Source organism: Pseudomonas sp. BRG-100, from assembly GCF_000737955.1.
Classification (GTDB): domain Bacteria; phylum Pseudomonadota; class Gammaproteobacteria; order Pseudomonadales; family Pseudomonadaceae; genus Aquipseudomonas; species Aquipseudomonas synxantha_A.
This window is the reverse complement of record NZ_JPRX01000001.1, coordinates 2,246,793-2,259,441: the sequence shown is the minus strand read 5'-3', so window position 1 is coordinate 2,259,441 and position 12,649 is coordinate 2,246,793. Positions and strand designations below refer to the sequence as shown.

Genomic DNA, 12,649 nt, shown 5'->3' with positions numbered 1-12,649 from the left:
GCGTTTTTTTAATGCTCGAAGATGACTTACTTCTTCAAGCCGTAATGCTCATCCAGCATTCCTGGGGCGTTCGGCGTCTTTGGCGCGTAGTCCCGTGGTGGCTCCTGGTTTTCCCGAGGCGGGGTCAGGCGTTCCCGTGGGGTTTGCGGTGCATCGGAATGCAGCGCAGCCAGCAGGCGCTGGCGGGTGATGTCGTCGAGGGCCAGGCGATTAGCGCCTTCGGCGAGGTGATCCTGTACTTCCTGGTAGCTCTGGGTGAGCTTCTTGACCAGGGTCGCGGTGCTGTTGAAGTGGGTAACAACCTCGTTCTGATAACTGTCAAAACGTTCCTGAATGTCATCCAGCTGACGCTGCGTGCGGTTAGGCGCGGCATTCGGCAGCAGGCGGGCAACCAGGAATCCAATGGCGACACCGGCAACCAGGGCAAGAGTCGGCAACAACCAAACTAAGAGCGAGTGTTCCACGAGTCCTTCCTCTATAAACGGCTTTGCTTTACGTTAACGGCTCAAACCTGCGCTGTATACCGCGATTAAGCTCGCAATGATGCCATGCACAGACTTTTAGCTAGACGAGTCGACCCCTTGAGAGGTCACGGAGTTCATCCTTGCTCATGCGTGAAACCCCCGTTTTGATCGATGGCCCGGTGGGCCAATTGGAAGCCTTGTACCTGGATCACCCCGAACCACGTGGCCTGGCGCTGATCTGCCACCCTAACCCGGTGCAGGGTGGGACCATGCTCAATAAAGTGGTGTCGACCCTGCAACGCACTGCGCGCGATGCCGGTTTGATTACTTTGCGTTTCAATTATCGTGGCGTCGGTGCCAGCGCCGGTACACACGATATGGCCAGTGGTGAGGTCGACGATGCCGAAGCGGCCGTCACCTGGCTGCGGGCAAAACATCCCGAACTGCCGATCACCTTGTTGGGTTTTTCCTTCGGTGGCTATGTCGCGGCCAGTCTCGGCGGCCGTCTGGAAGCCAAGGGTGAAAAGCTTGCGCACCTGTTTATGGTGGCTGCCGCCGTGATGCGCCTTGGCGATGCAGATGTGTTGCCCCAAGGCTGCCCGTTGACCCTGATCCAACCGGAAAGCGATGAAGTGGTCGACCCGCAATTGGTCTACGACTGGTCCGCCGCCCTGAAACGCCCCCATGAGTTGCTGAAAGTGGCAGAATGCGGACACTTTTTTCATGGCAAGCTGACCGATCTCAAGGATCTGGTGCTGCCACGCCTTTCGAATTGATGACAAGCGATCACCCATGACGACCCGTACCCGAATCCTCACCGGCATTACCACCACCGGCACGCCGCACCTGGGCAACTACGCCGGTGCGATTCGCCCCGCGATCCTCGCCAGCGAAGACGCGAATGCCGACTCCTTCTACTTCCTGGCCGACTACCACGCGCTGATCAAGTGCGACGACCCGCAGCGCATCCAGCGCTCGCGCATGGAAATCGCCGCGACCTGGCTGGCCGGTGGCCTGGATGTGAACCGTGTGACCTTCTATCGCCAGTCGGACATCCCGGAGATTCCCGAGCTGACCTGGCTGCTGACCTGCGTTGCCGCCAAGGGCCTGCTCAACCGCGCCCATGCGTACAAGGCGTCGGTGGACAAGAACGTGGAAAACGGCGAAGACCCGGATGCGGGCATCAGCATGGGCCTGTACAGCTACCCGGTGCTGATGGCCGCTGACATCCTGATGTTCAACGCGCACAAGGTGCCAGTCGGTCGCGACCAGATCCAGCACGTGGAAATGGCTCGCGACATCGGCCAGCGTTTCAACCACTTGTTCGGCAACGGTAAAGAGTTCTTCACCATGCCCGAGGCGCTGATCGAAGAAAGCGTTGCCACCTTGCCGGGCCTGGATGGCCGCAAGATGTCCAAGAGCTACGACAACACCATCCCGTTGTTCACCAGCGCCAAGGACATGAAAGACGCGATCTCGCGGATCGTGACCGACTCGCGTGCGCCGGGCGAAGCCAAGGACCCGGACAATTCGCACCTGTTCACCCTGTACCAGGCGTTCGCGACCAAGGCGCAGGAAGAAGAATTCCGTGGCGAGCTGCTGCAAGGCCTGGGCTGGGGCGAGGCGAAGAATCGTCTGTTCCAACTGCTCGACGGCCAACTTGGTGAAGCGCGCGAGCGTTACCACCAACTGATGTCGCGCCCCTCTGATATGGAAGACCTGCTGCTGGTCGGCGCCAAGAAAGCCCGTGCCGTGGCCGCGCCATTCCTCGCCGAGTTGCGTGAGGCGGTGGGCCTGCGTTCGTTCGTTAACCAGGCTGCGGCGCCGGTCGCAACCAAGAAAAAAGCGGCGAAGGCTGCGCGTTTTGTGAGTTTTCGTGAAGACGATGGCAGCTTCCGCTTCCGCCTGCTGGCCGCTGATGGTGAGCAACTGTTGCTGTCGCGCAACTTTGCCGATGGCAAAGCGGCCGGCGCTGTGACCAAACACTTGCAAAGTGGTGATGCGCTGGACGTGCGTGCGCAGGCTCTGAGCTTCAGCGTATGGCTGGACGGCGCCGCCGTTGCTGACAGTGCCGAGTACGCCGATCAAGCATCGCGTGACGCGGCCATCGAAGCCTTGCGCGCTGCGTTGGCCCCAATCGAGGATTAACCCGACCAAGGGTTGATTGCCATTCTCCAGGGCCGTCGTTACAGTGTCGGCCCGTTTTTGTTGCCTTGCTAACGAAATTATGACGCCCCTAGAACGATATCAAGCTGATCTGAAACGCCCTGAATTCTTCCATGACGCAGCCCAGGAAAATGCTGTGCGTCATTTGCAGCGCCTGTACGACGATCTGGTCGCGGCCTCGCAAAGCAAACCAGGGATGTTCAGCAAGCTGTTTGGCAAGAAAGATCACACGCCGGTCAAGGGCCTGTACTTCTGGGGTGGCGTCGGCCGGGGCAAGACTTATCTGGTAGACACCTTCTTTGAAGCGCTGCCATTCAAGGAAAAGGTCCGTACTCACTTCCACCGCTTCATGAAGCGCGTGCACGAAGAGATGAAAACCCTGCCGGGCGAGAAAAACCCGCTGACCATCATCGCCAAGCGCTTCTCCCAAGAAGCGCGGGTGATCTGCTTCGATGAGTTCTTCGTCTCCGACATCACCGACGCCATGATCCTTGGCACGCTGATGGAAGAGCTGTTCAAGAACGGTGTGACCCTGGTGGCCACGTCGAACATTGTGCCTGACGGCCTGTATAAGGACGGCCTGCAGCGTGCGCGCTTCCTGCCGGCCATTGCGCTGATCAAGCAGAACACCGATATCGTCAACGTCGACAGCGGCGTCGATTACCGCCTGCGCCACCTGGAGCAAGCCGAGCTGTTCCACTTCCCGCTGAACCAAGCGGCGCACGACAGCCTGAAAAAAAGCTTCCGCGCCCTGACGCCGGAATGCACCCAGGCGGTGGAAAACGACAAGCTGATGATCGAGAACCGCGAAATCATCGCCTTGCGCACCTGCGATGACGTGGCCTGGTTCGAGTTCCGCCAGCTGTGCGACGGCCCGCGCAGCCAGAACGACTACATTGAGCTGGGCAAGATCTTCCACGCGGTGATCTTGAGCGGCGTCGAGCAGATGGGCGTGACCACCGACGATATTGCGCGGCGGTTTATCAACATGGTCGACGAATTCTACGACCGTAACGTCAAGTTGATCATCTCGGCGGAAGTCGAGCTCAAGGACCTGTACACCGGCGGTCGCTTGAACTTCGAATTCCAGCGCACCTTGAGTCGCCTGCTTGAAATGCAGTCCCACGAGTTCCTGTCGCGCGGACACAAGCCTTAATCAATCTCCAGCTCAATGGAGATCCAATGTGGGAGGGGGCTTGCTCCCGATTTCGGAGTGTCAGTCACTGTAGATGTGACTGACCCAGCGCAATCGGGAGCAAGTCGAATCGTCGCACCGCCCCTCCCACTTTGTTTTCTGTGTTCCTTCAGTTAGGCGGCTTGCTGAAATTGCTGGCGATACTGGTTCGGCGACAACTCCGTGTGCTGCCTGAACAACCGCGCAAAGAAACTCGCATCGTCGTAACCCACCTCATAACTGATGGTCTTGATGCTCTTGCGGCTGCCTGAGAGCAGGCCCTTTGCCGTCTCGATGCGCAACCGTTGCAGGTAATGCAGCGGCTTGTCACCGGTGGCGGTCTGGAAGCGCCGCATGAAGTTGCGGATGCTCATGCCGTGTTCCCGGGCGACGTCTTCGAAGCGGAACTTGTCGGCGAAGTGTTCTTCGAGCCAGTGCTGGATCTGCAGGATGATCACGTCCTGGTGCAGCTTCTGGCCGCCAAAACCGATACGCCCCGGCGAATAGCTGCGCTGCACCTCATAGAGGATGTCGCGGGCCACGGCCTGGGCGATGTTGGCCCCGCAGAAGCGTTCGATCAGGTAGATGTAGAGGTCACAGGCCGAGGTGGTGCCGCCGGCGCAATACAGGTTATCGGCATCGGTCAGGTGCTTGTCCTGGTTGAGCTGCACCTTGGGGAAGCGCTCGCTGAAAGCATTGAAGAACCGCCAGTAGGTGGTCGCCTCCTTGCCATCGAGCAGCCCGGCTTCGGCCAGCCAGAACACCCCGGTGGCTTCACCGCACAGCACGGCGCCGCGGGCATGTTGTTCGCGTAGCCACGGCAACACTTGCGGGTAGCGGGTGCACAGGGCGTCGAAGTCGTCCCAGAAGGCCGGCAGCACGATGATATCGGCATCCTCCAGGCCGCCGTCCACCGGCATGATCACATCGCTGAAGCTGCGCACCGACTGCCCGTCGGGGCTGACCAGGCGCGTATCGAACCCTGGGGTCAAGCCCAGGCCCTGCTGTTTACCGTAACGCAGGCTGGCCAGATGGAAGAAGTCCTTGGCTTGCATGAGGGTGGAAGCGAATACCCGATCAATGGCCAAAATGCTGACGCGCCGCAGGGGCGTGGAGATTTGGTTAGACATAATTTCATTTATTCTTATAGGGGAAAGTGGTCACCAGACGGCTGGATCGTCTTATTTTTTGTCGCATGTGTCCAGTGTCCCGTGACGCCATCGGGGCATAGGCTCTGTGGGCTCGTCCTTGTCCGACAATCCACGCAGGTGACCCATGATCCCCAGAACCTTGTTCAGCTCGGAGCACGAACTCTTCCGCGAGAGCGTGCGCACCTTCCTCGAAAAACACGCCGCGCCCTTTCATGGGCAATGGGAAAAGCAGGGCTATATCGACCGGAGCCTGTGGAACCAGGCGGGGGAGGCGGGCATGTTGTGTTCCCACCTGCCGGAGGAATATGGCGGCCTGGGCGCAGATTTCCTCTACAGCGCGGTGGTGATCGAAGAAGTCAGCCGCCTGGGGTTGACCGGCATCGGCTTTTCTCTGCACTCGGATATCGTCGCGCCCTACATCCTGCATTACGGCAGTGAAGCGCTTAAGCACAAATACCTGCCCAAGTTGATCTGCGGGGAGATGGTCACGGCAATTGCCATGACCGAGCCGGGCGCCGGTTCCGACCTGCAAGGGGTCAAGACCACGGCAGTGCTGGACGGCGATGAGTACGTCATCAACGGCTCCAAGACCTTTATCACCAACGGTTACCTGGCCGATCTGGTGATCGTAGTCGCCAAGACCGATCCCAAGGCCGGCGCCAAGGGCACCAGCCTGTTTCTGGTGGAGGCTGGCACGCCCGGTTTCGACAAGGGCAAGCGCCTGGAGAAAGTCGGCATGAAGGCCCAGGACACCTCGGAGTTGTTTTTCCAGGACGTGCGGGTGCCCAAGGAAAACTTGCTGGGCCAGGCCGGTATGGGCTTCGCATACCTGATGCAGGAGCTGCCTCAAGAGCGTTTGACCGTGGCGATAGGCGCACTGTCTTCAGCCGAAGCGGCATTGCAATGGACCCTGGATTACACCCGCGAGCGCAAGGCGTTCGGCAAGGCGATTGCCGACTTCCAGAACACCCGATTCAAGCTGGCCGAGATGGCCACCGAGATTCAGATCGGCCGTGTGTTTGTCGACAAATGCATGGCGTTGCACCTGGAAGGCAAGCTGGACGTGCCGACAGCGGCGATGGCCAAGTACTGGGCCACGGACCTGCAATGCAAGGTGCTCGATGAGTGCGTGCAGTTGCACGGCGGCTACGGCTTCATGTGGGAATACCCGATTGCCCGGGCCTGGGCGGATGCGCGGGTGCAGCGCATTTATGCGGGAACCAATGAGATCATGAAGGAGATTATTGCGCGGGCACTTTGATTGTCTGGTGCTCTTGATGGCCTCATCGCAGGCAAGCCAGCTCCCACATTTGACGGTATTCACAGATCAACATGTGGGAGCTGGCTTGCCTGCGATGGCGGTCTGAAGGTCAATCAAGGCGCGGGGTTTGGATGATCCTTTTGAATCGCCTCAATCCCTTCCAACACCTCTTTCGACAGTTTCAACTCGGCACTGGCAATGTTGCTATCCAACTGTTCCAGCGACGTAGCCCCAATGATATTGCTGGTCACAAACGGCTGCTGCGTCACAAACGCCAGGGCCATCTGCGCCGGGTCCAGGCCATGTTCCCGCGCCAATGCCACATAGCGGCTGCACGCCGCCTCCGACTGCGGGTTGAAGTAACGGCTGAACCGGCTGTACTCGGTCAGGCGTGCCTTGGCCGGCCGTGCGCCGCCTTCGTACTTGCCGCTGAGCATGCCGAACGCCAGTGGTGAGTAGGCCAGCAAGCCGCACTGCTCACGGATGGCGATTTCTGCCAGGCCCACTTCAAAGCTGCGGTTGAGCAGGTTGTATGGGTTCTGGATCGACACCGCGCGCGGCCAGCCACGGGCTTCGGCCAGGGCGAGGAACTTCATGGTGCCCCATGGGGTTTCGTTGGACAGGCCGATGTGGCGGATCTTGCCGGCCTTGACCTGTTCATCCAGGGCTTCGAGGGTTTCTTCCAGGGGGGTGAGGTCGTCTTCGTCCTTGTGCTTGTAGCTCAGTTGGCCGAAGAAATTAGTGCTGCGTTCCGGCCAGTGCAGTTGGTAGAGGTCGATCCAGTCGGTCTGCAGGCGCTTGAGGCTGGCGTCGAGCGCCTGGGTGATGTGCTTGCGGTTGTGACGCAGGTAGCCATCGCGGATGTAGTCAATCGTGTTGCCGGGGCCGGCGATCTTGCTGGCGAGGATCCAGTCGGCGCGGTCGCCACGGCTTTTGAAATAGTTGCCGATGTAGCGTTCGGTGGTGGCATAGGTGTCGGCCTTGGGCGGTACCGGGTACATTTCTGCGGTATCGAGGAAGTTGATCCCCGCGCCCTTTGCCCGTTCGATCTGCGCGAAAGCCTCTGCCTCGCTGTTCTGCTCGCCCCAGGTCATGGTGCCCAACGCGATGGCGCTGACGTTCAGATCGGTGCGGCCCAGCTGTCGGTAATCCATCGGGTACTCCTTCAGGGGAAAACAATCATAAAAGCAGGTTGAATTTTTTTTCGCAATCTGCATAATTGCCCACCTCTTTCTGCAGTGGAAGTGATGCGCCGCCTGCCGAAGAATCTTGCCGTTGAACGGACGCGCCGACCCGAGCCCCCGATAGCGTCTGTATCCGGCTGCCTTTGACTTGTCAAAGTACGCACTATTCAGTAAGATCCGCCGTCTAATTTACAGGGCGGCCCCTGAGGCTATTAAAGAATGACAACTTTTACTGCAAAACCGGAAACAGTTCAGCGCGACTGGTTTGTCGTCGACGCCGCTGGTCAGACCCTGGGTCGTCTGGCCACTGAAGTCGCCAGCCGTCTGCGTGGCAAGCACAAGCCTGAATACACCCCGCACGTTGATACCGGTGACTACATCGTGATCATCAACGCTGAGCAGGTACGTGTTACCGGCAACAAAGCGCAAGACAAAATGTACTACCGTCACTCCGGTTTCCCAGGCGGTATCAAGTCTTCCAACTTTGAAGGCCTGATCTCCAAGAAGCCTGAAGCCCCGATCGAAATCGCGGTCAAAGGCATGCTGCCGAAGGGCCCACTGGGTCGCGATATGTTTCGCAAGCTGAAAGTCTATGCGGGCGCTGTACACCCTCATGCTGCTCAGCAGCCCCAAGAACTGAAGTTTTAACGGAATAGTTCATTATGTCGGCGACTCAAAATTACGGCACTGGCCGTCGCAAAACCGCAACCGCACGCGTTTTCCTGCGTCCGGGCACTGGTAACATCTCGATCAACAACCGCTCCCTGGACAACTTCTTCGGTCGCGAAACTGCCCGCATGGTAGTTCGTCAGCCGCTGGAATTGACCGAGACCGTTGAAAAGTTCGACATCTACGTCACCGTTATCGGTGGCGGTGTAAGTGGTCAAGCTGGCGCAATCCGCCACGGTATCACTCGCGCTCTGATGCAGTACGACGAAACCCTGCGTGGCGCTCTGCGCAAAGCTGGCTTCGTTACTCGCGATGCTCGTGAAGTTGAACGTAAGAAAGTCGGTCTGCGTAAAGCGCGTAAGCGTCCGCAGTACTCGAAGCGTTAATTCGCTTTACGTTCCAGAAAACGCCCAGCCTCCTCACGGAGCTGGGCGTTTTTTATTGCCTGCGATTTATGCACATTTTTCGCCGTGACAACTTGCCACATCCGTAGACCCCCTATACTACAAGGCCTGAGGGCGGAGGCCCGGGCAATTCCCTTGTCATACGTGGGGCTTTTCATTACCATCCGTCAAAATTTTTATAAGTAAAGATTCAACACTTAGTAGACGCCTGATTTAACAGGCCAAAAAGCTGATGGGAGAGGACTGAATGAGCAATGACGGCGTGAATGCAGGCCGGCGTCGCTTCTTGGTAGCAGCCACATCCGTGGTGGGTGCTGCAGGAGCGGTGGGGGCTGCGGTCCCGTTCGTGGGGTCATGGTTTCCCAGTGCCAAGGCGAAAGCCGCAGGTGCACCGGTGAAGGTGAATGTCAGCAAGATCGAGCCAGGTCAGCAGATGATTGCTGAATGGCGCGGCCAGCCGGTTTTCATTGTTCGCCGTACCGAGGAAATCCTGGGGAATCTGAAAAAGATCGAAGGCCAGTTGTCTGACCCGAAATCCGAAAATTCCGATCAGCCCGCCTACGCCAAGAACGAAATGCGTTCGATCAAGCCAGAGATCCTGTTGCTGGTTGGTCTGTGTACCCACTTGGGTTGCTCGCCTACCTTCCGCCCGGAAGTGGCCCCTGTCGATCTGGGCAAGGATTGGGTCGGTGGTTATTTCTGCCCCTGCCACGGCTCGCACTACGACCTCGCTGGCCGTGTCTACAAATCCCAGCCTGCTCCATTGAACCTGCCCGTGCCTCCGCATACCTACGAAACTGACGACCTCATAGTCATTGGCCTCGACAAGGAGAACGCGTGATGAGCAAGTTCATGGATTGGGTGGATGCGCGCTTCCCCGCCACCAAAATGTGGGAAGACCATCTCAGCAAATATTACGCGCCAAAAAACTTCAACTTCTTCTACTTCTTTGGCTCCCTGGCCTTGTTGGTGCTGGTCAACCAGATCGTCACCGGCGTGTGGTTGACGATGAGCTACACCCCGTCGGCGGAAGAGGCCTTTGCTTCCGTCGAATACATCATGCGCGACGTCGAGTACGGCTCGATCCTGCGCCTGCTGCACTCCACAGGCGCGTCAGCGTTCTTCATCGTCGTCTACATGCACATGTTCCGTGGCCTGCTCTACGGTTCGTACCAGAAGCCGCGTGAGCTGGTGTGGGTGTTTGGCATGTTGATCTACCTGGCGCTGATGGCCGAAGCCTTCATGGGCTACCTGCTGCCATGGGGCCAGATGTCGTACTGGGGCGCCCAGGTGATCATCTCGCTGTTCGGTGCAATCCCGGTGATCGGCAACGACCTGACCCAGTGGATTCGTGGCGACTACCTGATCTCCGGCATCACCCTGAACCGCTTCTTCGCCTTGCACGTGGTGGCCCTGCCGATCGTGATCCTGGGCCTTGTGGTACTGCACATCCTGGCACTGCACGAAGTGGGTTCCAACAACCCTGATGGTGTGGACATCAAGAAGCACAAGGACGAGAACGGCATCCCGCTCGACGGCATTCCATTCCACCCTTACTACACCGTGAAAGACATTGTCGGCGTAGTGGTGTTCCTGTTTGTGTTCTGCTCGATCGTGTTCTTTTTCCCGGAGATGGGTGGTTATTTCCTGGAGAAACCTAACTTCGAACAGGCCAACGCCTTCAAGACGCCCGAGCATATTGCCCCGGTCTGGTACTTCACGCCGTTCTACGCGATCTTGCGTGCGATCCCCGACAAACTCATGGGCGTGATCGCCATGGGCGCAGCCATCGCGGTGCTGTTCGTGCTGCCGTGGCTCGATCGGAGCCCGGTCAAGTCGATGCGCTACAAAGGCTGGCTGAGCAAGATCTGGCTGTGGGTGTTCTGCATTTCGTTCGTGATCCTGGGCGTGCTAGGCGTGCTGGCGCCGACCCCCGAGCGTACGTTGCTGTCGCAGGTCTGCACCTTCCTGTACTTCGCCTACTTCATTCTGATGCCGTTCTATACCCGGCTCGAGAAGACCAAACCGGTTCCGGAAAGGGTGACTGGCTGATGAAAAAGTTATTCGTTGCATTCGTGCTTGCGGCCCTGCCGCTACTGTCCTTCGCCGCCGAGCATGGCGCGCAGCTGGAAAAAGTCGATATCGATGTGTCTGACAAGGCCGCCATGCAGGATGGGCTGCGTACATTCACCAACTACTGCATGGGTTGCCACAGCGCCAAGTTCCAACGTTACGAGCGTGTCGCCGATGACTTGGGCATCCCCCATGAAGTGATGCTCAGCCACGCGGTGTTCACTGGCGCGAAGATCGGCGACCACATGAACACCGGCATGCAACCGGCCGATGCCAAGGCCTGGTTCGGCGCCGCACCGCCCGACCTGACCCTGGTGGCCCGCGTGCGCGGCACCGACTGGCTCTACGGCTACCTGAAATCCTTCTACGAAGACCCTGCGCGCCCGTATGGCGTGAACAACAAAGTCTTCCCGAACGTCGGCATGCCGAACGTTCTGGTCGGCCTGCAGGGTCGTCAAGTGGTAGGATGCAAGCAGGTTCAGGTCGTTGAAGACGGCAAGAAGCAATATGATCCGTTGACCGGTACGCCTCTGACCCATGAAGCATGCGATCAACTGACCATCGTGCCCAAGACCGGTACGCTGAACGAAGAGCAGTTCGACGAGAAGGTCAAGAACCTGGTGACCTTCCTGGCCTACTCGGCCAACCCGGTCAAACTGCAGCACCAGCGCATCGGTACGTACGTCTTGCTGTACCTGGCTTTCTTCTTCGTATTCGCTTATCTGCTCAAGCGCGAATACTGGAAGGATGTGCATTGATCCAACCGTAAGCAATTGCTGTTAATCTTGCGCGCCCAGCGGCATCTCTGAACACGTAACGCCTGGTTTGACCGGACGTTACAGAGATGCTCTCTGGGCGCGCTCGTTTTTGAGCTTTCGATAATTTCAACAAGCGAGGAGGACCGCCATGGGCGTGACCAATCGGTTGGCCTGTTACTCCGACCCCGCCGACCACTATTCCCACCGAGTACGCATCGTGCTCGCAGAGAAGGGTGTCAGCGCCGAGATCATCAGTGTGGAGGCGGGCCGTCATCCGCCGAAACTGATCGAAGTGAACCCTTACGGCAGCTTGCCCACCCTGGTCGATCGTGACCTGGCGTTGTGGGAGTCAACCGTGGTGATGGAATACTTGGATGAGCGTTACCCGCATCCGCCTTTGCTGCCGGTGTACCCGGTAGCGCGTGCCAACAGCCGCCTGCTGATCCATCGGATCCAGCGTGACTGGTGCGGGCTGGTGGATGTCATTTTGGATTCGCGTTCTAAGGAAGCCGCTCGGGTGCAGGCGCGCAAGGAATTGCGCGAAAGCCTGACCGGTGTTTCGCCGCTGTTCGCTGATAAACCTTTTTTCCTCAGTGAGGAACAAAGCCTGGTGGATTGCTGCCTATTACCCATACTCTGGCGCTTGCCGATCCTGGGCATTGAACTGCCACGGCCGGCCAAGCCGCTGCTTGATTACATGGAGCGCCAATTTGCGCGTGAGGCTTTCCAGGCGAGTCTGTCTGGTGTCGAACGCGATATGCGCTAAGGCTTAAGGAGCCGTTGATGAACTCCAGTCGACCTTATTTGGTCCGCGCGCTCTATGAGTGGATTGTGGACAACGATTGCACACCGCACATGCTGGTCAATTCCGAGTTTCCCAAGGTGGATGTGCCACAGGGTTTCGCCAGCGACGGACAAATCGTGCTGAACGTATCGCCCAGTGCCGTGCGCCATCTGCACATGGACAACGAAGCGGTGAGCTTTGAAGGGCGTTTCGGTGGCGTACCACATACGCTGTTCGTGCCGATTGGTGCCATCCTCGGGATCTACGCCCGGGAGAATGGCCAAGGCATGGTGTTCGATCTGGAGTCGCCTTTCGAGGACGACGAAACGATCGACGGTGAAGGCGGTGATGATCTACCGCCACCGGACAGCGAGCCGCCGCGTCCTAGCGGTCGGCCGAGCTTGAAAGTGGTGAAGTAGGCGGATTTTGCCTTCAGACCCCTCTGAAAAATGCCTCGACGTTTGTCGGGGCATTTTTTTGCGCGAAGGATATGGATGAAAGTCGCGCCACAACGGTGATCGTACAACCACCATGGGCTATGATGCGGTCTTCAGTTCGCCG

The 12,649-nt window shown here is 58.4% G+C and carries 14 protein-coding genes; 11 read left to right on the top strand and 3 right to left on the bottom strand.

What is annotated here, in order from left to right; translation table 11 throughout:
* Positions 1-26: 26 nt before the first annotated feature.
* Complete coding sequence (locus JH25_RS17220) at positions 27-464, bottom strand: YhcB family protein (protein WP_005784763.1); 438 nt, start codon at positions 462-464, stop codon at positions 27-29.
* Between the two features lie 146 nt (positions 465-610).
* On the opposite strand from JH25_RS17220, the gene JH25_RS17225 reads away from it, so the two are divergent.
* The 3 genes from JH25_RS17225 (at position 611) to zapE (ending at position 3,786) form a co-directional block, all read left to right on the top strand.
* Positions 611-1,240 carry an alpha/beta hydrolase gene (locus JH25_RS17225; RefSeq protein WP_005784765.1) on the top strand — a complete coding sequence of 210 codons (630 nt, stop codon included), beginning with the start codon at positions 611-613 and terminating at the stop codon, positions 1,238-1,240.
* Positions 1,241-1,256: 16 nt separating this feature from the next.
* Positions 1,257-2,612: a tryptophan--tRNA ligase gene (locus JH25_RS17230; RefSeq protein WP_032877807.1), complete on the top strand. Its 1,356-nt coding sequence runs from the start codon at positions 1,257-1,259 to the stop codon at positions 2,610-2,612.
* 79 nt (positions 2,613-2,691) lie between these two features.
* Entirely contained in the window at positions 2,692-3,786 is a 1,095-nt protein-coding gene (gene zapE / locus JH25_RS17235) for a cell division protein ZapE (RefSeq protein ID WP_005784768.1), read from the top strand.
* A 152-nt stretch (positions 3,787-3,938) separates the two neighbouring features.
* Here zapE and JH25_RS17240 read toward each other — a convergent pair whose 3' ends face one another.
* Positions 3,939-4,835 carry a GlxA family transcriptional regulator gene (locus JH25_RS17240; RefSeq protein WP_177327423.1) on the bottom strand — a complete coding sequence of 299 codons (897 nt, stop codon included), beginning with the start codon at positions 4,833-4,835 and terminating at the stop codon, positions 3,939-3,941.
* 244 nt (positions 4,836-5,079) lie between these two features.
* Between JH25_RS17240 and JH25_RS17245 the strand changes: the two genes are divergently transcribed.
* Complete coding sequence (locus JH25_RS17245) at positions 5,080-6,216, top strand: acyl-CoA dehydrogenase family protein (RefSeq protein ID WP_032877806.1); 1,137 nt, start codon at positions 5,080-5,082, stop codon at positions 6,214-6,216.
* A gap of 113 nt (positions 6,217-6,329) precedes the next feature.
* On the opposite strand, the gene JH25_RS17250 is transcribed toward JH25_RS17245, so the two are convergent.
* Positions 6,330-7,370, bottom strand: a complete 1,041-nt coding sequence (locus JH25_RS17250; protein ID WP_032877805.1) for an NADP(H)-dependent aldo-keto reductase — start codon at positions 7,368-7,370, stop codon at positions 6,330-6,332.
* A gap of 249 nt (positions 7,371-7,619) precedes the next feature.
* On the opposite strand from JH25_RS17250, the gene rplM reads away from it, so the two are divergent.
* From rplM to JH25_RS17285, 7 genes are all read left to right on the top strand, one after another.
* The gene (gene rplM / locus JH25_RS17255; protein ID WP_003171742.1) at positions 7,620-8,048 is read left to right on the top strand and encodes a 50S ribosomal protein L13; all 429 of its coding nucleotides are present in this window, start codon (positions 7,620-7,622) and stop codon (positions 8,046-8,048) included.
* Positions 8,049-8,062: 14 nt separating this feature from the next.
* Positions 8,063-8,455 carry a 30S ribosomal protein S9 gene (rpsI, locus tag JH25_RS17260; RefSeq protein WP_002555064.1) on the top strand — a complete coding sequence of 131 codons (393 nt, stop codon included), beginning with the start codon at positions 8,063-8,065 and terminating at the stop codon, positions 8,453-8,455.
* A 265-nt stretch (positions 8,456-8,720) separates the two neighbouring features.
* The gene (gene petA, locus JH25_RS17265; RefSeq protein WP_032877804.1) at positions 8,721-9,314 is read left to right on the top strand and encodes a ubiquinol-cytochrome c reductase iron-sulfur subunit; all 594 of its coding nucleotides are present in this window, start codon (positions 8,721-8,723) and stop codon (positions 9,312-9,314) included.
* Positions 9,314-10,525, top strand: coding sequence for a cytochrome b (locus JH25_RS17270; RefSeq protein ID WP_032877803.1), 1,212 nt, complete (start codon positions 9,314-9,316; stop codon positions 10,523-10,525). Before petA ends, JH25_RS17270 begins: the two co-directional genes overlap by 1 nt.
* Entirely contained in the window at positions 10,525-11,304 is a 780-nt protein-coding gene (locus JH25_RS17275) for a cytochrome c1 (protein ID WP_032877802.1), read from the top strand. The genes JH25_RS17270 and JH25_RS17275 overlap by 1 nt, the downstream gene beginning before the upstream one ends.
* A 148-nt stretch (positions 11,305-11,452) precedes the next feature.
* Positions 11,453-12,070 (top strand): glutathione S-transferase N-terminal domain-containing protein, encoded by a 618-nt coding sequence (locus JH25_RS17280; RefSeq protein ID WP_005784778.1) that lies wholly within the window; start codon positions 11,453-11,455, stop codon positions 12,068-12,070.
* A 17-nt stretch (positions 12,071-12,087) separates the two neighbouring features.
* A complete protein-coding gene (locus JH25_RS17285; RefSeq protein ID WP_005784780.1) occupies positions 12,088-12,507 on the top strand; it encodes a ClpXP protease specificity-enhancing factor in 420 nt (139 codons plus the stop codon).
* Positions 12,508-12,649 lie beyond the last annotated feature (142 nt).

What these genes read in the sequence shown, in the direction of transcription:
- JH25_RS17250 (WP_032877805.1), bottom strand. Translation starts at nt 7,370, where the DNA reads ATGGATTACCGACAGCTGGGCCGCACCGATCTGAACGTCAGCGCCATC.
- rpsI (WP_002555064.1), top strand. Translation starts at nt 8,063, where the DNA reads ATGTCGGCGACTCAAAATTACGGCACTGGCCGTCGCAAAACCGCAACC.
- JH25_RS17245 (WP_032877806.1), top strand. Translation starts at nt 5,080, where the DNA reads ATGATCCCCAGAACCTTGTTCAGCTCGGAGCACGAACTCTTCCGCGAG.
- zapE (WP_005784768.1), top strand. Translation starts at nt 2,692, where the DNA reads ATGACGCCCCTAGAACGATATCAAGCTGATCTGAAACGCCCTGAATTC.
- JH25_RS17275 (WP_032877802.1), top strand. Translation starts at nt 10,525, where the DNA reads ATGAAAAAGTTATTCGTTGCATTCGTGCTTGCGGCCCTGCCGCTACTG.
- rplM (WP_003171742.1), top strand. Translation starts at nt 7,620, where the DNA reads ATGACAACTTTTACTGCAAAACCGGAAACAGTTCAGCGCGACTGGTTT.
- JH25_RS17230 (WP_032877807.1), top strand. Translation starts at nt 1,257, where the DNA reads ATGACGACCCGTACCCGAATCCTCACCGGCATTACCACCACCGGCACG.
- JH25_RS17285 (WP_005784780.1), top strand. Translation starts at nt 12,088, where the DNA reads ATGAACTCCAGTCGACCTTATTTGGTCCGCGCGCTCTATGAGTGGATT.
- petA (WP_032877804.1), top strand. Translation starts at nt 8,721, where the DNA reads ATGAGCAATGACGGCGTGAATGCAGGCCGGCGTCGCTTCTTGGTAGCA.
- JH25_RS17280 (WP_005784778.1), top strand. Translation starts at nt 11,453, where the DNA reads ATGGGCGTGACCAATCGGTTGGCCTGTTACTCCGACCCCGCCGACCAC.
- JH25_RS17270 (WP_032877803.1), top strand. Translation starts at nt 9,314, where the DNA reads ATGAGCAAGTTCATGGATTGGGTGGATGCGCGCTTCCCCGCCACCAAA.
- JH25_RS17225 (WP_005784765.1), top strand. Translation starts at nt 611, where the DNA reads ATGCGTGAAACCCCCGTTTTGATCGATGGCCCGGTGGGCCAATTGGAA.